We start from the raw sequence: 22,470 nt of genomic DNA, 5'->3' as shown, positions 1-22,470 counted from the left end.
GAAATAGTTGATAAAGTTATTTCTGTTGCTCTCGATTTGATGAATCCTCAACATTTAAAAAATTGGTTCACTAATTGTTGTTACTGTACCTCATAACACCGGGAAGTGCTGTAAAATAGTGATGTATAGCAGTTTCCGATATTATGAAGTACAGATATTAATAATAAAACTCTTGTGGTGCGGGCATCTTGCCCGCCAAAAGTGTACCTCACCCTTATATTAATCCGCTGTAATGGTAATTTATATTCATGTTATGACTAATTCATAAGTTAAAGTTATAGATTTTCTATTTTAAATAAGTTTTTTTGAAAAAAATTTTTTATTTTTAGGGTTCGTGTCGCTTTCGGCGTGTTATTATAGTCATATAAATATAATGGAGTGTAAGCAAAATTTTTATTGAAGGACGCATTCCCATTATTAGGATATCATGCCGCGCGGCACAAGTCAATCGGTTAAGACCAAAAAAAAGAAATTTTTTTTAAAATTTTTAGAATTTTTTTGAGAATTTTTTAATTTTTTCAAATTTTTCGGGAAACTCGAACCACTCACCATCAAGTTTCAGATAACAAAATTATAACACAAATAAGCATCCTGTCAATCCTGATTTAGACAAATAAAATATTAGCTCCCCAACCTCTGTAACCATTAATATATGGGATATATATAAGTTAAAGTTATAGATTTTCTATTTTAAATAAGTTTTTTTGAGAAAAATTTTTTATTTTTAGGGTTCGTGTCGCTTTCGGCGTGTTATTATAGTCATATAAATATAATGGAGTGTAAGCAAAATTTTTATCGAGGGACACATTCCCATTATCAGAATATCATGCCGCGCAGCGCAAGTCAATCGGTTAAGACCAAAAAAAAGAAATTTTTTTTAAAATTTTTAGAATTTTTTTGAGAATTGTTTAATTTTTTAAAATTTTCGGGAAACTCGAACCGCTGACCATCAAGTTTCAGATAAAAGAATTATAACACAAATAAGCATCCTGTCAATCCTGAAATCCTGTCAATCCTGATATAGCTAAGGCCACGCTTCGCTATCAGACATTCTACTATATTTCCACATATTGCCAATATTTACTTTCTCCTATTTCTCGACACATTAAAATCCCAAACCATTCTAATCTCTCCAGATTTTCGGTAATAGTATTTTTATATTTTCCACCATTTTTAAATTGAGCAGCAATTTGTTCCACTGTCCACTCGTTGGTATTGGTGCGAAGTAAATCGCGGATAGTTGCAAGTTGGTCTTTTGGTTGTTTGGGAAAAGTTTTTTGTTCTGTGGGAATAATCACAGTTTCTTCTGTTTCCATAACTTCCGTTAGTAGTTGTTGGGTAACTTCATTTGGTGCTTGATATTCGGGACGCAACCAGCGAATTATTCCGTTACGTTCTTCTTCTGCACGTTCAGCATTGAGCGCGACTAATCTTGATAAAATTATTTCCTCAATTTCGGCCTTTGTTTTTTGATTATCTTTTAAATCTTGCCATTCATAAGCATCAAAAACAGCGTGATCTAATTCATCATGAATTTGTTTGAGGGTGGAAACTAAGGCTTTATTATTATATGTTTTATCTGCTTCGGTAAATGTTTCTCCTTTGCGGAGTTTTTCTAGCAGGTTATACATTCCCGTAATTGTGATTTCAGGATGTTGTGTTTGTACTCGTTTACGGTGGGAGTCTAATTTTTCTCCTAATTCTCGGATTTTCTGTTTTTGTTCTGGTGTAGGATTTGGAAAAGGGAAAGGATCAAAACAAACAGTTTTATTATAACATGGTGTATTTCCTCCTAAATTTCCACCTGCTGCTAATGCCCAAATTTTATGAAAATGACTTGATAAAATCCCTAAAAAGTAAGCATCATCAAGAGAAAATATGATAAGCCTATTATCAGGAATTACACTTTTATCAAGCATAAAAAATACATGATGTTTTGAAGTTTCAACAGTTACAATAAATTTGTTGATTGCTCTTATTGAATCTCTTAAAGTAGCTCTTGGCTCTCCAAATATCCACCAATTTTTTCGATATGATCCTCGATTATTTTGATCTCTTTCTGGTTTAACTCGTTCATAAACCCATTGATATGCTTTTGGATATTGCTCTCTAACTATATTTTCTGAAAGACCAAATAAATCAATTACAAGTGCATTTCTAGAAATGTGTAATAAGTCTCGTCCATTTAGATAAGGATGAACAATTTCTGTTTCTATATTTAAAGTTTGTGCATGAGTTAGCTCAAATCCTTTACCAATAAGTTGAACACCTCGACAGCATAGTTTTTTATTACTAATAAGTGGCCGAGTTCGTGTGAAATCAACTCCAACACATAGATTACTAAAAATTGTGTTAGCATTGCAAAACTCAATCTTAATATTATCAGCTTGATCTTCTGGGGTTAATGCCTCATTTTCAAATATTATACTACCTAACTGGGGTATTCGTTGATTTTTTGAATCATTTAACTCTACTCCAGTCATTGCAATTCTAACTGCTGCACCTCCATCAACCCAAGGATGATCAGAAATTGCAAAAATTAAACGAATGGAGTTTTTTTGATTCTGATGAAAATCAATCACCTTTCTTTGAAACGTTTGACTAATACTATTAGTTGTAATTAATCCAAATCTTCGTAAATTACCCGTTCTAACTAAATCAGCCGCTTTATGCCACCAATACATAACAAAATCTACAGTATCAGGTACATCTTTATAGACTTGTCGTACTGCTTCTGTATACCCGTCTCCTAGAGCTTCACGCATCCGATAATTACCAATAAAAGGAGGATTAGAAACAATATAATCTGCATTTGGCCATATAGCAGGACGAGGATGAAGATAACGATAAATAGGAACTTGATCACTCGGATCTGGAACATCTTCCCCCGTCACAGGATGCTTGATCATTTTTCCACCCCAGCGCGTTTTTACCTGACCCGTTTTAGGATCAATATCTAACTCCTTCCCATCATAATCTAACACCGCATCACGATGTTCAACATTATGAAAATCCTGTAAAATCGGTTCTGGTGGTGGTGTACTTCCATAGCGTTTAAAATGCCATTGTAAATAACCAATCCAAATTACTAACTCTGCAATAGCAGCCGCTCTAGGATTAATTTCAATCCCTAAAAATTGCGACGGATTTACCTGTTTTCTTCCTGCTAAACGCGGATCAAATTCCTCTAATAAATTCGTTGTTACCTCTCCCAAAACATCCAGTAACCGCGTCTGTACTTCTTGCTCCAATGTCTTTAATAAATCTAATGTTACATACAAGAAATTACCCGAACCACAAGCCGGGTCAAGAATACGAATTTGTTGTAACTTCTCTAAAAATCCCCGAATCTCATGTTCAGCTTTTTCTATTTGTGTCTTTGTCGGTTTTTGCTGTGTTTCTTTCAGAGTTAAAAAGCGATTAACCTCCGATTCCACTAATAACCATTCTGACCGCAAAGGTTCTATGACTACGGGACGCACTAACCGCTCAACATAGGATCGGGGTGTGTAATGCGCTCCTAAACTTTTCCGTTCTTTACTATCTAAAGCTCGTTCTAATAAAGTCCCAAAAATCGCCGGTTCTACCTCAGTCCAATCTTTATTTGCAGCTTCATACAGCACTTCTAACTGTTCTTTGGGTAAATCAAAAGCTGTTGCATGAGCAAAAAAGCTGCCGTTAAATTGGGGAATTTCATCAAAGTTAAATTCTCCCCCAGTATTCATCACTTTCCACAGTCTTTCAATCTGGGTTTTAAATGTCTTGGGTTCAACCAACCAACGTTCTTTTAATGCTTTAGTAAAAACTTCTCCTGGCAATAATTTCACATCTTCTGCAAACATGGTAAAAATGCAGCGCATGAGAAAATTTGCCACTTCTTTCGGTTCGTGTCCTTGTTGTTCTAACCACCGCGCTAATTTAGCTAAGGTATCCGCTACTTCTCTTGTTACCCGCGCTCGATATTTTTCCGGGTTTAAACTTTGCGGATCATTAAATATCGCAACAAAGCGATTAAATACTTTCTCATGTAAAAGCTGATCAAGATCAATTTTTTCCCGCGCTCCATAACCACCATAGTTACCACTAAAACTCATCCAAATTTCCAAATGTGAACCAATATCACAGGTAATTAAAAAGGGAGGTTTACTAGGTAGAAAAGGTGTATAGCTTTGTGCTTGATAAAAGGCCTTTTCCATGGCTATATCGTAGGTTTTTGTCCCTCGTTTGGCTGTACCCCGTTTATTTGCGTTTCCCCCTTGTTTGGCTTCAATTAAAAAATGTCCTTCTTTATAGAAGTCTGCAAAGTTGGTCGTAACTCCATCTTTGTTAAAAATTTTGATATCTTTATCAAAACAATAGCGATCGCCTGCTATACTGCCTTTAGGTGATGGACGCTCTACCCCCAGAGCATCACAAAGTTCTAAAAAGAAACCCTGATAATTTGCTCTCTCGTTCCCCTGAGAACCTTTCCACTTTTGCAGAAATATTTCTACCCGTTGACAATCTTCACTTTTCATGGCCAACTAGAATATTGAATATTAATTATTTATTTTCAGATATTTTCCGACTCAGAATTTACAATATCTACCAAAAAACTGAACTTTTACACAACTCATAAGTTTTATTTATCTAAATACAATTTTAAATAAGTTTTTTTGAAAAAAATTTTTTATTTTTAGGGTTCGGGTTGCTTTCGGCGTGGTATTATAGTCATATAAATATAATGGAGTGTGAGCAAAATTTTTATTGAGGGACGCATTCCCATTATCACAATATCACGCCCACGGGGGAAAGTCAACTACCCCGACAAAAAAAGAAAATATTTTACAAAATTTTAAACTTTGAAATAGTGAGAATCAAAGCTGTATTTTCTTCCTAACTCCGTGTCCTCTGTGTCCTCTGTGGTTAGTTAATCTAAAAAACCCAAATCCCCAAATCCAAAAGTTAAATCCCCGATTTTGTCAATAAATCGAGGATCTAAGAAATATGATACTTTGGATTACTTCTCAGTAATATACTTTAGTAAACCTTCACAGGCATCCATCAGTAAATCAATCACAAAATTAAAACCCTCAACTCCTCCATAATAAGGGTCTGGAACTTCCTTGAGGGTATATTGAGAGCAAAAATCACACATCAGCCTAACTTGAGAATGATATTGCCCAGAAGGATCAAGAGCTAGGATATCATCATAATTACTACGGTCCATGGCCAAAATCAAATCAAACTCTTGAAAATCGGAGCTTTGAAATTGACGCGCTCGGCCTTGGAGTTTAAATCCTAACTTATTCTCTGCTGCGGCGCTCATGCGTCTATCCGGTGCGTTACCAATATGATAACCAGCAGTACCTGCAGAATCGCAAAGAATTGTTTTAGTTAAACCCCTTTGCGAAATCAGATGATTCATAATATTTTCAGCCGACGGTGAGCGACAAATATTACCAAGGCAGACAAACAGTAACTTATAAGTCATCTATTTTGATTTTTTGTGTCAGTTGCCAGTTACTTTATACCACTGACCACTGACCACTAGCTATTGACTACAATCCAGGTAACTCCAATCCACTGGTTAGATCTTCCATCCGTTCCCGCATGGTTTCGGTAGACTTTTTATAAGCATCTTTCATGGCCGCAGCGACTAAATCAGAAAGCACTTCTGCACCTTCTTCTAAAGCAGATTGAGCAATTTCCACTCGTTTGGGTTCTTGGTTGCCACTGACAATCACCCTAACCAGTCCACCACCAGATTCTCCCAGAATCTCCATTTCCTCTAATTCTTCTTGAAGACGTTTTGCACCCTCTTGAACTTGCTGCGCTTTTTTAAAAGCTTCGGCTAATTCTTTCATTTTGCCTAAGCCAAAGCCAAATCCCTGTCCTTTTCCTGTCATAACTGGTTATCCGCTGTACGATTACTGACAAATCAAATTCAATTATAGATGGATTGTTAAACCTCCAATGTTTTGATTACTATTTAATCTAAAATAGTAGATTTCGGCAAGTTTGTCTATATCTGGCTAGAATTTAAGTTACAGTTTCAAACCCTATTCCCTATTCCCTATTCCCTATTCCCTTTAGAAAACCGCTGGAAACTCACCTAACATTTTTACCTCTGGTTCTAACCAAATTGACCAGCGTTCTTGCACCTGATTTTGAACATGACGAATGAGAGAAAAAATGTCGCTGGCTTTAGCTCCCCCCCGATTGACAATAAAATTAGCATGGAGTTGGGCAACTTGCGCTCCCCCTAATTGATAGCCTTTGAGTCCAGTTTGTTCAATTAACCAACCCGCAGTATAGGGTTGAGGATTTCTAAACACACTACCACAACTGGGGTAGCTGTATGGTTGGGTGCTGAGTCGGTGTTTTTTATGGTCTTTGGTTCTATCTGTCACTACCACAGGATCTGCCCCTGGTTGCAGTTGCAAGGTCGCTTGAGTCACAATCCATTTCCCACCTTGTAGCCGTGAACTCCGATATGTATAGCCTAATTCCTCCGGGGTGAGAGTTACCAAAGTTCCATCAGGACAAAGAACTTGAGCGCTAACTAACATATCTGCAATACAGCTACTATGCGCCCCAGCATTCATCACCACCGCACCCCCTACCGTTCCAGGGATACCCACAGCCCATTCTAATCCTTCCCATCCCAAAGCAGCAGCGTCCCATGCTAAAGCAGGAATCGATTCTCCCGCAGATACGGTTAATTGACCTGTATCTGGGTTAAAATATTTAGAGCGGAGATGACGAGTGGCAATGACTAATCCAGGTATACCGTGATCGCTCACTAACAAATTAGAACCAGCGCCTAAGATTGTTATCGCTAAATAATTCTCTTTGGCAAACTCAATACTTGCTTTTAAAGCCTCTAAATTCTGAGGAGAAACATAGTATTCAGCCTCCCCCCCAACTCGATAAGAAGTAAACCCTGACAAGGAAGTATGAGTCTTGAGAGAACAATCAGTCCCTGGTAAGTAAATTGATTTACCATTATCCCCATGATCTTTAATTTGTCTTTGCGGGGTCAAATCAGAAAAATTACAGATTTTGCCAAGTTCCTGGGAAGTTATCATCTTTACTTCAATTGGTGAATTTTTGACTTATGTGATTTATTTACCGTAAAAATCCGGTCTTGCAGTTAACTTATCACCCCACTGCTAGATGCAGTTATCTTTCTCAGATGTAGCTTTTTGCTGGTTTACTCATGGTGGTAATCAATTCAGGAATAGTCTGATTTAAATTACCAGCACCTAAAAACAGTGCTAAATCTCCTGAACGCAGGTTTTCCAGTAAAAATTCACTAACTAAAGGTAAATTTGGTTGATAAACTACTTGAGGGTTGTGTTTACTAATTGCAGTGGCTAAATCTTCTCCACTGACTTGACCCAAATCAGGTTCACCAGCACTGTAAATATCAGTTAGCACAACCAGATCAGCATGAGCAAAAGACTCAGCAAACTCTTCTAAAAACGTTAATGTCCGAGTATAACGATGGGGTTGAAAAATAGCCACTACCCTTTGTCCAGGTCTAGATTGAAGATTAGCTGCGGCTAGAGTAGCACGAATTTCACTAGGATGATGGGCATAGTCATCAATAAAAGTCACCCCAGCAGCTTCACCTCGGAACTCAAACCTTCGTCTTGCGCCTTCAAAAGTGGCAAGACCTTCGGCAATTTGCCCAAATTCTAAGCCTAAGAATCTACCCACCGCCACTGCTGCTAAGGAATTGCTCAGGTTATGACGACCCAATAGCTGTAAATTTAATACACCTAAAGCTTGACCTTTTTCCCACACCAAAGCTGTTGTCCCATCCGCCCGATAATTGACATTACTAACGGTATAGTCAGCACCTTGATCTGGGTCAAGACTATAGCTAATACTTGGTTTCAAGCGATGGCGCACTGTGTCACAATCAATGCTCCCTACCAAGGTTTTGCAACCTCGAGCAAAGGTTTGAAAGGTATCAACTACTTCTTCTAAAGTCTCGTAATGATCAGGATGATCTAATTCAATATTAGTGATAATTCCAATCTCAGGAGCGTGTTTCACCAAAGAACCATCAGACTCATCAGCCTCTGCTACTAAATAACGGCTTTCCCCCATTCTCGCATTACCTTCCCAAGCTTTGACTTCCCCACCAACCAAAATCGTCGGATCAAGTCCAGCTTGCAATAGCATATAACCAATCATGCTACTGGTGGTGGTTTTCCCATGAGTGCCTGCTACAGCAATACTGTAATAATCAGCAATTAAAGCAGCTAGAACATCAGAACGATGCAAAATCGGGCAACCTAATTCCAAAGCAGCTTTATATTCCAAATTATTCGCATTAATAGCTGTGGAACAAATCACCTGCGGCAAATTGGTTTTTGCTCTAGTTAATAATACCTCATCACTAGCTACTTGAGGCAGAAAAAACTCCAGATTGTTGGCTTCTTGTTTACTAAAAATGTGAACACCCAGAGATTCTAATTTGTGCGTAATATGATTAGGACGCGAATCTGAACCAGATACTGGTAATTGACGTTTGGTTAAAACATAAGCCAAAGCAGACATTCCGATACCTCCAACGCCAATGAAATGAAATGGTCTGCCACTAAAATCTATAGAATTACTCATTTTATTCTCCTCTTACACCACACCAGAACCATATCAGACACGCGGATCATAACAGGATTCTGATTTTTACAGAAACTAACTATCCCATCCAAAATATTCATTCCTGTTGAATGATTAAATTTTGACTTTGGTTTTGGTTTTGTCTCCTAAGCCAAATGATCCCCCATCCGAACATTTTGACCAATTCTAATCTGCTCATAAGATTATTCTGAAAATTTCTGCTACATCGGGAAAGAAAATTGTGTAAATTTAAATACATTTTATTGTGTCTTTTTTAAAACTAAGTAAAATAGCTTGAAGCACAGCAACTTGCATCACTTGCCTAAAGCCTCTGTCGGAATTGACTACAATATTACATTGGTAGTGCAACTATTATTCAATTTAGAGAAATCATCATTAGTCATTAGTCATAAGTCAGAAATCTACCAGCCGCTCCCTCACCTCCAACAATTTATAAATAAATTCTGTAATTTTTTGTGAATCTAAAACTTTATCGTTATAAACAGATTCCCCCTTTGCGATATGATTATGGTCAACGATATCAACTTATAGGCATAAATACAGAGGGGAACACACTGTGATTAGAGTTGCAATTAACGGTTTCGGGCGCATTGGACGCAACTTTGCACGCTGCTGGGTGGGCAGAGAAAATAGCAAGATCGAATTGGTTGCTATTAATGACACATCTGATCCCAGAACTAATGCTCACCTGCTTAGATATGACTCTATGCTAGGCAAATTACAAGGTGTGGACATTGCCGCTGATGATAATTCCATCACTCTTAATGGTAAAACCATTAAATGTGTATCTGATCGCAACCCAGATAACTTACCCTGGAAAGAATGGGAAATTGACCTGATTATCGAATCAACAGGGGTTTTTACCAGCAAAGAAGGGGCAATGAGGCACGTAAATGCTGGAGCTAAAAAGGTTTTGATTACCGCCCCTGGCAAAAATGAAGATGGTACTTTTGTCGTCGGTGTCAATCATCATGATTATGACCACAACATCCATAACATCATCAGTAATGCTAGTTGTACAACCAACTGTTTAGCTCCCATCGCTAAGGTATTAGATGAAAAATTTGGGATCATCAAAGGCGTAATGACTACTACCCACAGCTACACAGGTGATCAGCGTTTATTAGACGCTTCTCACCGTGATTTGCGTCGGGCAAGAGCAGCAGCTATCAATATTGTACCCACCTCCACTGGTGCTGCAAAAGCGGTGGCTTTGGTTCTTCCTCAATTGAAGGGTAAGCTCAATGGTGTGGCTTTGCGCGTACCTACCCCTAACGTTTCTATGGTGGATTTTGTAGTTCAAACTGAGAAGCGCACCATTGCTGAAGAAGTTAACCAAGCTCTTAAAGCTGCCGCTGAAGGTCCTCTAAAAGGCATTTTGGGTTACAGCGAATTGGAACTTGTCTCTTCTGACTATCAAGGTACAGACGAATCTTCTATTGTTGATGCCAATTTGACTATCGTTATGGGCAGTGACATCGTGAAAGTCATGGCATGGTATGACAATGAGTGGGGTTATAGCCAACGTGTTCTCGATTTGGCTGAGTTAGTAGCTGAAAAATGGGTTTAATTTAGGTGACAGGGAACAGGGAACTCTTAACAGGGAACAGGGAACAGGCCAGAGGTGACAGGTGACAGTTGACAGGTGACAGGCCAGAGGTGACAGGTGACAGGCCAGAGGTGATAGTTGACAGGCCAGAGGTGACAGGCCAGAGGTGACAGGTGAGAGGGAACTCTTAACAGGGAACAGGCGCTACGCCACGGGGACAGAGAAAAAAGCAAATTACCTATTACCTATTACCTATTACCTATTACCTATTACCTATTACCTATTACCTATTCCCTATTCCCTATTCCCTATTCCCTATTCCCTAACTAATTAAAAATGTTGAAATCCCTGACTGAGGTTAAGAACTCGGTCGGGTATTTCTCCTTTTTGATCTTCTAAAATTACTTTTGAGCCTGGGGTAATTTTACCGATTATTGCCGCACCATTTCCCAGTTGTTCTACCAATTTTAATGCCGGTTCTATTGGTAAACACAGGACTAATTCAAAATCTTCCCCACCATAAAGGGCATATTCTAAGCATTTCTCCTCAGTTAACCATCCTCCAAAGGCTGCTGGTAATGGTATTTTACTGGATTCTATCACTGCACCGACCTGACTGGCTCGACAAATTTGTAATATTGCATCTGCTAAACCGTCACTGCTATCCATACCAGCAACGGTAATTTGAGATTTGAGATTTGGGATTTTGCATTGGGATTCTACAATTTCCCACAAAATAGGTAAGACATCTAACCGGGGGTTGGGACGCTGGTGGGCGGTAATTAAAGCCGTCTTGGCTTCAGCTTTGAGATTTTGACCTATTTGGGGATGTAAAAGTAATTCTAAGCCCCCACGGGACGCTCCATGTACCCCTGTCAGGACAATAGCATCTTCTACCTGAGCAGTGCCACGACGAATAATCAAATTAGGGTGAGCTTGACCAAATGCCGTAATAGCTAAAGTAGTAATAGGCGATCGCACAATATCACCACCAACTATGGGAATATGATACTTTGCCAAGCATTCTGTCATGCCCGCATATAATCCCTCAACCCAACTTACAGTTACATTTCCGGGTAAACCCAATCCCACAGTTATCCCCATGGGAGTTGCCCCCATTGCTGCTAAATCAGATAAATTCGCCGCCGCAGCCCGCCAACCAGCATCCTGAGCAGAGGTGGTAACATCACTAAAATGCACGCCGTCAACGAGCATATCAGTGGTAACTATTAAACATTTATCAGAATCCGTTACTAATACTGCCCCATCATCACCAATCATACCTGGTGGACAAAAGCGTTGTAATCTTTCTAAAAGACCTTGTTCACCAATATCTCGAATTTGTAAGGAAGATAAATCACTATTCATAATTTTACTATTTTGGATTTTCGATTTACGATTGTTAAATATTGATCAATTCAATATTGATCAAATAATGTCAGATTTTATTTAGCCTTAATGATGATAATTTAGGCTAAATTAGAAATTACTTCCAGGAAATTTTTCAAAATTATAGACACATTATCACTTCTCCAAACAGCAACAAGTTCTAATAATGGGGATTTTCCTTGTATAGAACGATAGATTACACCATGTCGTTGCAAATTTTGTACATTTGCTGGAAGTAGCGAAATGCCCATTCCACCGGCAACTAAACTGAGAACAGTTGATATCCATGCAGCTTCTTGTTTAACTTTTGGCTGAAAACCTGCATCCAGACAAAGATCATTAATTTGCTCACGCAAATTATATAACAGGTTATGTGGTGGGAGGATAAATTCCTCATTTGCCAGTGCTGCAAGTGAAATACTAGTTCGTCTTGCGAAACGATGATTTTCAGGTAAAACAATCACCAAAGATTCTTGCAGAACAGGTATAAAAGTCAAGACATTATCATTATTGTTCTGGATATTATGGACGTGAAAGAAACCTAAATCAATTTGTCGTGTTCGCAATTTCTCAATTTGCTCATAAGAAGCTAACTCCTGTAATACAAGTTCTACTTCTGGGAATTTATTATGAAATACTCTAAGAATGTCGGGTAATTTACTGTTAGCAATTGAGGTATTAATTCCTATAATTAATCGTCCTTTTTCGCCACGATTTAATCGTTGACCTAATTCAATTGATTGTTCAATCTGATGGAGAATTTGACGGGCTGTTTGCAAAAACTCATTTCCAGCATCTGTTAATTTTAATGGGCGCTGGTGACGATCAAATATTTGAAATCCAATTTTTTTCTCCAGCCATTTTATTTGCTTACTCAGAAATCCCTGATCAATTTCCAGATATGCAGCAGCGTTGGTAAATCCCTGCTTATCATTGACAGCGATCGCATATTTCAGATGACACAGTTCGAGTTGATCCCAATTCGACCATTTGTGATCATCGTGCAGTTTGAGGTTAATCATCATGGCTAAAGATTCTTGTTGTTTCAGCATTATGACGTTTTAGTCATGGAATGTTGCATAAATAAGGTGATTGTATCATGGTTTTCTCGGATATATTCAGAACAACACAACCAATTGTCACTGGAGAACCAAAAATGAAGTCTGATCATCAACTCAGTCGGGTGTTAATTGTCGGTGGAACTCACGGGAATGAGTTTACTGGAGTATACTTGATTAAAAAGTTTGAGCAATTCCCGCAATTAATTAATAGATCCGGTTTTGAAACACTGACTTTTTTGGCTAATCCTCAAGCCTTTACAGCAGTAAGACGATACATCAATAAAGATTTGAATCGCTGCTTCCTACCCGAAAATTTAAAGGATTTAACACTATCTAGTTATGAAGATTTACGAGCTAAAGAGATTAACTATCTGTTTGGAAAAAATGGTAAAACTCCTGTTGATTTTATCGTTGATTTACATAGTACCACTGCTAATATGGGCATAACCATAATTGTAGATAATGATGAACCATTCAATTTGCAATTAGCCGCTTATCTTAATTATATTAATCCTGCAATCAAGGTTTGTAATTTGGGAAACTCTGGTCGCAGTCATGATTCACTGCGATCGCTTGGCAGATTTGGAATTTGTATTGAGGTGGGATCTGTTCCTCAAGGTGTTTTAAATGCAGAGTTTTTTCTGAAAACTGAAGCCATAATATACACAATTTTAGATTATTTGGAACTGTACAACCAGGAAAAAGTTCCATCTTTTTCAAATAACCTAATCTGCTATGAATATCTAGAAAAAATTGATTATCCGAGAAACGAACAGGGAGAAATTCAAGCTATGATCCATCCTCATCTTCAGTTTCAAGATTATGAAGTTTTGCATCCTGGTGATCCTATGTTCTTAACATTTGATGGTCAGATAATTAGCTATCAAGGAAACTCTAGTGTCTATCCCATCTTTATCAATGAAGCTGCTTATTACGAGAAAGGTACTGCTATGTGTTTTACCGAAAAACGGATGATTACTGTTGAGTAAGCCAAAATTAGGATTTACACAAATAACTTTCAAGAACTCATCCGTCGTTGATTCTATTACCTATTGGTTAGTTTTGACAATTTAACTTTCAACACTTTAAAGGAGTTACTAATGAATACTCAACAGAAAGAGCTTTATCAAAATATTCAAAAATTTTCTCTAGATGATGCTGATGCAGTTTTATCATTTACTCAACGATTAGCAAAAGACAACGGTTGGACAATTGAATACACCCAACGTGTTATTAACGAATACAAAAAGTTTGCCTTTCTTGCCATGATCGCTGGGCATCCTGTTAGTCCTTCTTCTCAAGTGGATCAAGCTTGGCATTTGCACTTAACCTATACTCACTCATACTGGGATGAGTTTTGTGGCAAAATCTTACATAAATCATTGCATCATAATCCTAGTAGTGGCGGTTATGGCGAGCAGGAAAAATATCGCAGATGGTATAACGAAACGCTAATTAGCTATGAAAAAATATTTAATGAACTCCCACCAATTGATATTTGGCCGCCATCAAATATCCGATTCGCTCAGAATGTTCAGTACCAACGAATAAACACTCGTGGTTACTGGATTATACCCAAACCAGCCTTGAATTTTCTTCGATTGCCTGGGTTGAAAGCAATACTAATTGCACTGTTATCATTTATATTAGTCCTAGCAATGAGTAGCTTTTTCCCTCTGCTGGCTAATACTCATAACTATTCCAATAATTGGAATAGCTCTGAATTTGTAATATCTCAGGTAGCCGAAAATAATCCAAGTTCTGGCAATACACCAACATCTAACCTTGAGAATAATCAAACTACCTCGGACAAAGCTTCCGAGTGGCCTTGGTGGTGGTGGTTACCAATATTATTAACTTTGTTGGGTCTATTGGGCGGTGGCAATAACAGTAATGGCGGTAATGGCGGTGACAATAATGATAATTGTGCTTGTTGTCCTTAAAAAGCCATATCTGGCTTCACCATACCAAAAAAGGTTTTTTGTCTACTAAGAGAATTTCAATCATCTGAAACGAAAATTTTTCATGAAAACTAGCAGTATCCACTTTTGGTAGAAAGATAATTCTTTAGCTCAATATACCCTACTATATGGTTGGTTTTTTGAAAAAGTCTATCTGCCAAAACTGGAAGTTTTCAAAGTTAGAAGCATCATCAATTATCGTGAGTTTAGATTAGTAAACTTGTCTAGCTGAATGCTCAAGATAAATTTTTTTTGGTATCATACATGAAAACAAATTTGACTATTGCTAACAAATAATCAGGGAGGATTTATGAGCTTAGAGGAATTATGGAGACAGAAAAGCGATCACCGGCTTGAGGTTGCAGCTAAAGAGCTTTCTAACTATACAGAAGAAGCTGAACAGGTAATTCGAGCCGAAATACGCAGGCGTGGTATGCCTGAACCACCAATATCTAAAAGAAGATTAAAACCTAACAAAGATACTAAATACTACAAAAGAATAAAAGAAACTTCTCTTGCTTTGTGTGAATTGTTAATAGGTTTGTTTGGCTTGTTAGTAGGTTTGCCTGTCTGGTTAGTAGGGGCTGCAATTTTATTAGTAACATTGGCAGGTCAAATTTCTGGAATAGTGGTTGGCTCTTTAATGATTTGGTCAAGTATTTCATCAGCCCTCAGAGGTCAAGCATCGTTCACCTACATATCAGGTTATCACAATCCATTACCTTTATTTAAATTCAATCCAGGTTTAGGTAACTTTTGCTTAGGCTGGGGAATACTTTATTCAGTAATAATAGCCTGGAGAAAAGAGCCAAGAGGCAAAGTATATTTTGTCTATGCTGCTATCTTTGGGATAGCCAACCTAATCGTAGGTTTATTAAACCTATTTACAATCCTTCAAAGTGATATTGGAATTCATCTATCAGGTTTACTTGCTTCGATTTTTTCTTTCTTTATGGGGTTGTCAATCGTGATTACTATCCTACAATCATGGGAAAGCAAAAAATAATTAATATCTGATATTTGAATCTCGAAAATTGGATGTTATCAGAGCCATAAACATCATCAATTACGGTAGGTTTGGAATAGCAAATATTTCTATCTGAATGCTAAAGATAAATTTTTATTTTTGGCATTATACATGAAAGCAATTTTGAATATTTCTGAAAAACAAAGGAGATAAAAATAATGCTAAGTTGGATATCTATCAAGCCTCTACTACAGTTGAAATTTGACTATATTTTATATATTCTAGGCATTTTGAGTTTTATAGCAGGAATATTATTATCCTCAAGACCTGTTTTTATTCCTCCGACGAAAGGTATACAAATTAAAGGTAATGATGAGCATGATGGCATAATTCATTTTGCCTTTTATATAGGATCTTTTTGCATATCACTTCCTTTCTTTAATTTCTTGTACACTTTAGCTAGTGAGTCATACACAAATAATTATCCGAATTTCGGTATGATTACTAGGTTTTTTGATTTTTCTTTCAGTATTAGTTTTGGTGATTTCTTATGTTTTAGTTTCCTATGTTTTAGTTTCTTATGTTTTATACAAATAATCTATCAAGGATTAATAGGAATTTTAGGAAAAATTAATAAACGCAAATCTTTACGACCAATATATTGTGATAAATGCAAAAAAGAACTCAAACTAATAAAATCGGTAGTTGATTTTTTAAATGAAAAACAAATCACCGCTATGCGAATTAAAAGTATTTATTTTGAGGCATGGTATTGTCAAAGCTGTTGTACAAAAATTGATCGTAATTCTATCCATCTACGGGGCTATGTTAGTTTATCAGATATATTTAAAACTTGTAGTCATTGTGGGGGATTAACCATGACTGTAACTTCTAGTGAAATTATAAGAAAGGCTACAACTGAAAATGAAGGACAAAGATTAGTTGTCTATACTTGCCGCCATTGTTCTCACCAGGACAAAAAAGTTGAAATAATTCCTATTGATACTGAGGGTGATTCAGGTGGTGTTGACTAATTACAAATGATATTTGCGATCGCAAATAATTTGATCTTGGTGACGCATAATGTCAAGGAATTTAGCCGGGTAAATGGTTTACAGTTTGAAGATTGGGAAGTTTAATTTTAATTTGCTTAAGTAGGTGGGCGTTAAAAATTGTCGTTGGGGCAAGGGAACAGGGAACAGGGAACTCTTAACTGGGAAGAGGTTTTCGGCAACTTTACTTTTTGTTACTTATGTCGGTTTTTTTCCGTTCACCTACTTATATTAAAAATATAAATGGCTCTACCGCTCCCTTGATGATATTTTCGGTAAAATATCCCTAACAAGCTTACACTGACTGGATTTGAGGTTTTAATATTTATATTTTCAAAAATAGGTGATTCCTACAGAGCGCAACGCTTACGCATATTAATTTAGATCAAACCCACAAATTTTAAAACGATTAGGAGAACCCATGATAGCTTAATTTATCTGCACCTGGTTTCAATATCTAGTTATGCCAAATCATGTTCCAATTAGAGTATATTAAAAAACAGTTGTCTTTTTAGTTTCCCAAATGAGCGACACCAAAAGAATAGACACAAACGCCTATGTGACAGTACAAGGGCAATATGCTGTAGTCAATGAAGGTTCTGGCTATGCCATTATCACTACTCACACAAAACAGGTAATTGCCCGCAATATCTCATCTTTCTTGGACTGCGTAAAAACTCTAGAGTATATCTTTAGTAATGCTGAGTCTCAAAATTCAGATCCAATCCAAACTTCTGCTTTTATTTATGAACCAGACACTCCTCCTAAATCAGTTCAGGAAAAAATTAATTATGAACCTAAAAAACTAGATGAACTAGATTTTGCTCTTATCAGAAGTCTAGCCTCGTATTTTGAAGAAATGAATGGTAAAATCCGCCATTACCGTAAAGATCATAATGCTTCAGAAGCAGAAGCAGATGTAATAGCGAGTTATTACCTCAAGACTGCTGGTATTATTAGGGGTGTTAAAACTGAAAAAGATTTGGTAGAACTGATCCAATATATAGAAAACCTCAAGGAAAAGGTTAGTATATACCAGCATAAAGATTATAACTATCGTTGGTCTACAAGTTTAGAAAAAAAGGTTCTAGCTAAATTAAGGAAAATAATGGATAGACTCAAAAATTAATTGAAAGACGTTATTACTACTAACCGCAAGCGGAAAGAGCTAAAGTCGCTTTGAGAAAGTAGAGATGTTTACCAAATTCAAACATCCCTACCTTTTGATTTTAATCTTTTATGAAACTGCTTGCGGCTGAACTAAATTTTCCACACCTTGAATAACAGTCGCAGATTCAATTTTGTCACCAGCTTTGAGTTTATCTAAAATCTCTCTCCCTTCAGTCAGATAACCAAATACAGCATAACGACCATCTAAAAGATTACGTCCTGCGGGGGTAAGTTCTGGTTCAAACAGAAAGAAGAAAACTTGAGAAGAACCACCATTAGGTTCATTTTCTGGCCGGGCCATAACTAAAGCGCCAAAAGAAGAAAAAGGTAAAACTGGCATATCTAAATAACGTCCAGATTCTTCGAGCGTAATACCGTAGGTTGGTTCTTTTTCACCTTGGACTAAAATCTCTAAAGGAATAGCCCGATATTTGCTAGTTTCCGGGTCAATAAAACCAACTTCTTGACCAACAGGATCTCCAGTTTGTAAAAAGTAAGATTCTTCCGAACGGGTAAATTCTAAACCATTATAAAAACCGCGTTGTACTAAATCTACAAAATTACCAGCAGTGACAGGGGCGCTATAGCCATCTACCACTACGGTAAGATCGCCTTTATTAGTTTTAAAAGCAATGGTAGCGCGTCCTTTGAGTTGGGGTAAATTACTGTACTCAGCCGGAACTGCAAAGGGAAATTCCTTGACCATTGATTCTTCTAACAAGCTGACAAGATCGAGTAATTTGGCTCTTCCCTCAAGAACTGCTTCCTTTCGCTTAGTTTTAACTATTTCTTGCAGTTCTGTTATCCCAGATTTCAATTCAGTCATCCAAGCTTGAGCTTGAGCTTGGCGTTCTTCCGGAATACTTGCTAATATTTGGGAAGGTTTATCGAGTATCCGCGATGCTTGCTTGAGATCATTATTAACCGCGCTCCACCGCTTATTCGCTCGCAGTTGGTTAGAAATGTCTTCTAAACTGGCTTGTAGTTTACGTACAGGTTGATTATCTATCGGGAGTGCATAGCGTAACAAGGCCTTTCCGTCGGTAATTGCGTTTCCCGCTGGTAAGCCGGCGTTACTAGTGGGAGTCCACCCAGCCGTACTTATGCCTAAAAATATTGTTATTAACAATATTAGTTTGAGACTGTTCTTCACCCAGGACTTTAATAAGTTCAACATCAAATTTCTCTTTCTTTAGTATCAAAGTGTTGATTGGAAGTAACTTATTGATTATCTTCCCACATTGGGAGTCTGGAGATTGAAGACAGTGGGGAAGCAAAAGAATTAGGTGAAGCACAGGAGTTGCAGGGGAGAATTTACCATGACCCATGACCTCTTCTTGAATAACTAACCATTAATGACCCTAGAAGGGTACAATGAATGCCGATTGTCTTGCAAAATTTGAAAGTTTCATGATCTCTAGTAACGACTTTCGACCTGGTGTTTCAATTGTATTAGATGGTTCGGTCTGGCGCGTGATAGATTTTCTTCATGTTAAGCCAGGTAAGGGTTCTGCTTTCGTGCGGACAACCCTGAAAAATGTCCAAAGTGGTAAACAATTAGAAAAAACTTTTCGGGCTGGGGAAACTGTCCCCCAGGCTACTCTGGAAAAGGTAACGATGCAACATACCTATAAAGAAGGTGATGAGTTTATCTTTATGGATATGGAGACTTATGAAGAAGGTAGATTAACTTCAGCGCAAATTGGCGATCGCGTCAAGTACCTCAAAGATGGTATGGAAGTGAATGTGATTCGCTGGGGCGAACAGGTGCTAGAAGTTGAACTACCTAATTCTGTAGTCTTGGAAATTGTGCAAACAGATCCTGGTGTTAAGGGTGATACTGCTACAGGTGGTACTAAACCTGCAATTCTAGAAACTGGAGCAACTATCATGGTTCCCTTGTTTATTGCTCAAGGGGAGCGCATCAAAATTGATACCAGAGAAGATAAGTATTTAGGCAGGGAATAATTTTCCTATTTTTTTGATACCAACTGGGAGTAGTGAAGACTAAAACCCTTGGTAATCATGATTTGAATCCCTTTTTTATAGAGGGATTAAATCCCTGCCTTACTTAGAATTTTAATTTAACGGTTAGGTCGAGGTAAAATAATTGTGACATTAGACTTTAATGAAATCCGCCAACTACTGGTAACTATTGCCCAAACTGATATTGCGGAAGTTACACTCAAAAATAATGAGTTTGAATTAACGGTACGCAAAGCTATCAGTTTTAGCAATAATGCCCAAGGAATAGTTAGTGGTGTGGTGAGTGCTGGTGTAACCCATTTGGGATCTACAACTTCACCAGAAATGGTCATAAATAAAGTTGTGGATAATTCCATAATTCAACCTGTTGTTTCTCCTTCACCCATTAATCAAAAATTGGTTGACGTATTATCTCCTATGGTGGGGACATTTTACCGCGCCCCAGCACCAGGAGAAAGTCCCTTTGTGGAAGTGGGCGATCGCGTCAAATCTAGTCAAAGTGTGTGTATTATTGAAGCAATGAAGCTTATGAACGAAATTGAAGCCGAAGTCTCTGGACAGGTGATGGAAATTTTAGTTCAAAATGGTGAACCAGTGGAATATGGTCAACCTTTGATGAGAATTAACCCCGATTAATTATTAAATAGGGAACAGGGAACTCTTAACTGGGAACAGGGAACAGGGAAACTGACTAAAGGGGATAATTTTTCTGAAAACTTTCCCGGGTGAGTGGCTGTTCTAATTCCACACCTTCACCACCTAAAACCTCCAAGGGTTTACCGTTGACTTCAATGTAAACTTTAGCTCGAGGGTTTAAACTAGTAGCAGTATATACAACTTGTCCAATTCTTCCGATCATGGAACTGCTACCGCCACCGGTGGTAAAGTTTTCAGATAAGTTGACGTGAACATCATTATTTTCGGCTTTGAGTCCCAGTAGTTTGGTCCCCTGGGGAATAGTAGTAGAGTCTGTTCCTTGAGGAGGTCCGGCTAATAAAGTTTTAAAAGCTGTTTCTAAAACTTGGTCGGGTTGGGTAGCAGCAATTTTCAGAGGTTGGGCAACTAAATCAAAACGATTTTCCTTAGACCTGAGCCAATATATATTAGCAGTTTGTTCATTACCCTGTTGGCTGTTCGATTCCTGTATTGGCTTTTTAATGATTTCCGAGGGGTTGGTAGGTGTGGGAGTATTGGCGCTCTGGGAAGAAAACCAAGCTACTCCACCGCTTACCGCTACCACCGCTACCGAAATGGCTGCTACTAGACCGGAAGAAATACTGTTAGTTCTTTGTTGGTCATTCATATCTAAAACCTAGTTGACTAAGGACTGAAATAGTATTCGTAATATAAGTATATAAGTAGCCTGTTTATAGAGGTTATATCTCTGGTACAAATCTTTGGCTTTGATTTATACATAAACTACTCTTGCTGGTTTTGCCCCTTTTCACTCCAATTGTAGAGTTATCCTTTGGGGTCTGTCACCTATCTCTTGATCTAAATTCCATGATTTCTTGAAAAAAGATTTAAATTAAAATTGGGCAAAATGTGGTAAGTAGGTTGGCGTGAAAAATTGTCGTTATGACAAGGGAACAGGGAACTCTTAACTGGGAACAGGGAACTCTTAACTGGGAACAGGGAACAGGGAAGAGGTTTTGAGCAACTTTACTTTTCGTTACTTGTGTCGGTTTTTTCCGTTCACTTACTTGTACAAGTCAGTTGGTGATAAATATTAGTTATTTTACCAGATGAAAAAGTATAATTTATGTTGTTTTCACCCAGGGGCGCAGAGGCGCGGAGGGTAAGAGTTAGGGTAAAAGTTTAAGAAATGTAATTTTTGCAGGTTTCCTGAAAAATAAGTTGATTAGTTATAGTATAATTCATGAATCCCTCTGATGTGGTGGCTATGGTTGTTACTGCTTCGACCTGCAAGATTACCTGGGAACTCTTACCTGAAGATTTTGTTTTAGAAGATGAACCTGTGGATAATGTCAATCAACCCTCTTTAGCTGCGGCGCTAACCGAAAGTCTACAATTGGCGGGGAAACTACCAGAAACAGCCCTGGCTACGACTAATTATGGCATCTGTGCTACAGTTAACAACAAAATTGTGATCAAAGCACCTGATTGGGCTTATATACCGAAAATTACCGTATCTAGAGAGGAAATACAACGTAGTTATACTCCTCACAAACAGGGTGAAATACCGATTGTGGTGATGGAATTTCTTTCGGATACAAATGGGAGTGAATATTCCAGTAAACGGACTTTTCCCCCCGGTAAATGGTTTTTTTATGAAGAAGTTTTAAAAGTTGCCAATTACCTGATTTTTGCACCTGACACGGGCATTTTGGAGGTACATCGGTTACAAAATTCGGGAAAATATGAATTACGTTCTCCTGATGAAAATAACCGTTATTGGTTAGAGGAGATGGAATTATTTATTGGTGTGTGGTCAGGAAAGCGCGAAAACCGTGATGGTTACTGGTTGCGCTGGTGGGATAAACAGGGTAATTTGTTATTGTGGGGGTTTGAGTCGGTTGAGCAGGAACGACGAGAAAAGGAAGCTGCTTTACAACGTTTAGCAGAATTGGAGAAACGATTGCTAAATGCGGGAATTGAAGTTTAAACTAAGTAGGTGAACGGAAAAAAAACCGACATAAGTAACGAAAAGTAAAGTTGCCCAAAACCTGTTCCCTGT

At 37.8% G+C, this 22,470-nt stretch carries 18 protein-coding genes and 1 pseudogene; 10 read left to right on the top strand and 9 right to left on the bottom strand.

Translation table 11 applies throughout. The features are described 5' to 3' along the window. Window positions 1-1,055 precede the first annotated feature (1,055 nt). The 5 genes from H6F39_RS14710 to murC all read right to left on the bottom strand — a co-directional run bounded on the left by H6F39_RS14710 (window position 1,056) and on the right by murC (window position 8,616). Window positions 1,056-4,517, bottom strand: a complete 3,462-nt coding sequence (locus H6F39_RS14710; protein WP_190372015.1) for a class I SAM-dependent DNA methyltransferase — start codon at window positions 4,515-4,517, stop codon at window positions 1,056-1,058. 482 nt (window positions 4,518-4,999) lie between these two features. Further along, window positions 5,000-5,473, bottom strand: coding sequence for a low molecular weight protein-tyrosine-phosphatase (locus H6F39_RS14705; RefSeq protein WP_137907101.1), 474 nt, complete (start codon window positions 5,471-5,473; stop codon window positions 5,000-5,002). Between the two features lie 67 nt (window positions 5,474-5,540). After that, on the bottom strand, window positions 5,541-5,888 hold the full coding sequence (locus H6F39_RS14700; protein ID WP_137907102.1) for a YbaB/EbfC family nucleoid-associated protein: 348 nt from the start codon (window positions 5,886-5,888) through the stop codon (window positions 5,541-5,543). A gap of 183 nt (window positions 5,889-6,071) precedes the next feature. Further along, window positions 6,072-7,070: a UDP-N-acetylmuramate dehydrogenase gene (murB, locus tag H6F39_RS14695; protein WP_137907103.1), complete on the bottom strand. Its 999-nt coding sequence runs from the start codon at window positions 7,068-7,070 to the stop codon at window positions 6,072-6,074. Window positions 7,071-7,173: 103 nt separating this feature from the next. After that, a complete protein-coding gene (gene murC, locus H6F39_RS14690) occupies window positions 7,174-8,616 on the bottom strand; it encodes a UDP-N-acetylmuramate--L-alanine ligase (RefSeq protein ID WP_137907104.1) in 1,443 nt (480 codons plus the stop codon). Between the two features lie 577 nt (window positions 8,617-9,193). Between murC and H6F39_RS14685 the strand changes: the two genes are divergently transcribed. Further along, window positions 9,194-10,207 (top strand): type I glyceraldehyde-3-phosphate dehydrogenase, encoded by a 1,014-nt coding sequence (locus tag H6F39_RS14685; protein WP_137907105.1) that lies wholly within the window; start codon window positions 9,194-9,196, stop codon window positions 10,205-10,207. Window positions 10,208-10,516: 309 nt separating this feature from the next. Here the strand turns inward: H6F39_RS14685 and thiL are convergent, their stop codons facing one another. Next, window positions 10,517-11,554: a thiamine-phosphate kinase gene (thiL, locus tag H6F39_RS14680; protein ID WP_190372016.1), complete on the bottom strand. Its 1,038-nt coding sequence runs from the start codon at window positions 11,552-11,554 to the stop codon at window positions 10,517-10,519. Between the two features lie 101 nt (window positions 11,555-11,655). Beyond that, a complete protein-coding gene (locus H6F39_RS14675; RefSeq protein ID WP_242025973.1) occupies window positions 11,656-12,627 on the bottom strand; it encodes a LysR family transcriptional regulator in 972 nt (323 codons plus the stop codon). Window positions 12,628-12,731: 104 nt separating this feature from the next. On the opposite strand from H6F39_RS14675, the gene H6F39_RS14670 reads away from it, so the two are divergent. The 6 genes and pseudogenes from H6F39_RS14670 to H6F39_RS14650 all read left to right on the top strand — a co-directional run bounded on the left by H6F39_RS14670 (window position 12,732) and on the right by H6F39_RS14650 (window position 17,745). Beyond that, window positions 12,732-13,625 carry an aspartoacylase gene (locus H6F39_RS14670; RefSeq protein WP_190372038.1) on the top strand — a complete coding sequence of 298 codons (894 nt, stop codon included), beginning with the start codon at window positions 12,732-12,734 and terminating at the stop codon, window positions 13,623-13,625. Between the two features lie 111 nt (window positions 13,626-13,736). Further along, complete coding sequence (locus tag H6F39_RS14665; protein ID WP_190372017.1) at window positions 13,737-14,579, top strand: hypothetical protein; 843 nt, start codon at window positions 13,737-13,739, stop codon at window positions 14,577-14,579. A 328-nt stretch (window positions 14,580-14,907) separates the two neighbouring features. Further along, window positions 14,908-15,603 (top strand): hypothetical protein, encoded by a 696-nt coding sequence (locus H6F39_RS14660; protein ID WP_190372018.1) that lies wholly within the window; start codon window positions 14,908-14,910, stop codon window positions 15,601-15,603. 179 nt (window positions 15,604-15,782) lie between these two features. Then, window positions 15,783-16,598: a hypothetical protein gene (locus H6F39_RS14655; protein ID WP_190372019.1), complete on the top strand. Its 816-nt coding sequence runs from the start codon at window positions 15,783-15,785 to the stop codon at window positions 16,596-16,598. 15 nt (window positions 16,599-16,613) lie between these two features. Continuing rightward, a pseudogene (locus tag H6F39_RS20795) lies at window positions 16,614-16,703 on the top strand (type II toxin-antitoxin system VapC family toxin); the annotation flags it as partial. Window positions 16,704-17,139: 436 nt separating this feature from the next. After that, the gene (locus tag H6F39_RS14650; RefSeq protein WP_137907107.1) at window positions 17,140-17,745 is read left to right on the top strand and encodes a hypothetical protein; all 606 of its coding nucleotides are present in this window, start codon (window positions 17,140-17,142) and stop codon (window positions 17,743-17,745) included. Window positions 17,746-17,853: 108 nt separating this feature from the next. Here H6F39_RS14650 and H6F39_RS14645 read toward each other — a convergent pair whose 3' ends face one another. Further along, window positions 17,854-18,963: a peptidylprolyl isomerase gene (locus H6F39_RS14645; protein ID WP_137907108.1), complete on the bottom strand. Its 1,110-nt coding sequence runs from the start codon at window positions 18,961-18,963 to the stop codon at window positions 17,854-17,856. Between the two features lie 233 nt (window positions 18,964-19,196). On the opposite strand from H6F39_RS14645, the gene efp reads away from it, so the two are divergent. Both efp and accB read left to right on the top strand, forming a co-directional pair. Further along, on the top strand, window positions 19,197-19,754 hold the full coding sequence (gene efp, locus H6F39_RS14640) for an elongation factor P (RefSeq protein WP_190393421.1): 558 nt from the start codon (window positions 19,197-19,199) through the stop codon (window positions 19,752-19,754). Between the two features lie 144 nt (window positions 19,755-19,898). Beyond that, entirely contained in the window at window positions 19,899-20,408 is a 510-nt protein-coding gene (gene accB / locus H6F39_RS14635) for an acetyl-CoA carboxylase biotin carboxyl carrier protein (RefSeq protein WP_137907110.1), read from the top strand. 55 nt (window positions 20,409-20,463) lie between these two features. Here accB and H6F39_RS14630 read toward each other — a convergent pair whose 3' ends face one another. Then, window positions 20,464-21,075: a GerMN domain-containing protein gene (locus tag H6F39_RS14630; protein WP_190396928.1), complete on the bottom strand. Its 612-nt coding sequence runs from the start codon at window positions 21,073-21,075 to the stop codon at window positions 20,464-20,466. A 600-nt stretch (window positions 21,076-21,675) separates the two neighbouring features. On the opposite strand from H6F39_RS14630, the gene H6F39_RS14625 reads away from it, so the two are divergent. Beyond that, a complete protein-coding gene (locus H6F39_RS14625) occupies window positions 21,676-22,398 on the top strand; it encodes a Uma2 family endonuclease (protein WP_190396929.1) in 723 nt (240 codons plus the stop codon). Window positions 22,399-22,470: the final 72 nt, after the last annotated feature.

The sequence above is a fragment of the Dolichospermum sp. FACHB-1250 genome (assembly GCF_014696335.1).
Classification (GTDB): domain Bacteria; phylum Cyanobacteriota; class Cyanobacteriia; order Cyanobacteriales; family Nostocaceae; genus Dolichospermum; species Dolichospermum planctonicum.
The sequence above is the reverse complement of the archived record's forward strand: the minus strand, read 5'-3'. Positions and strand labels throughout refer to the sequence as shown.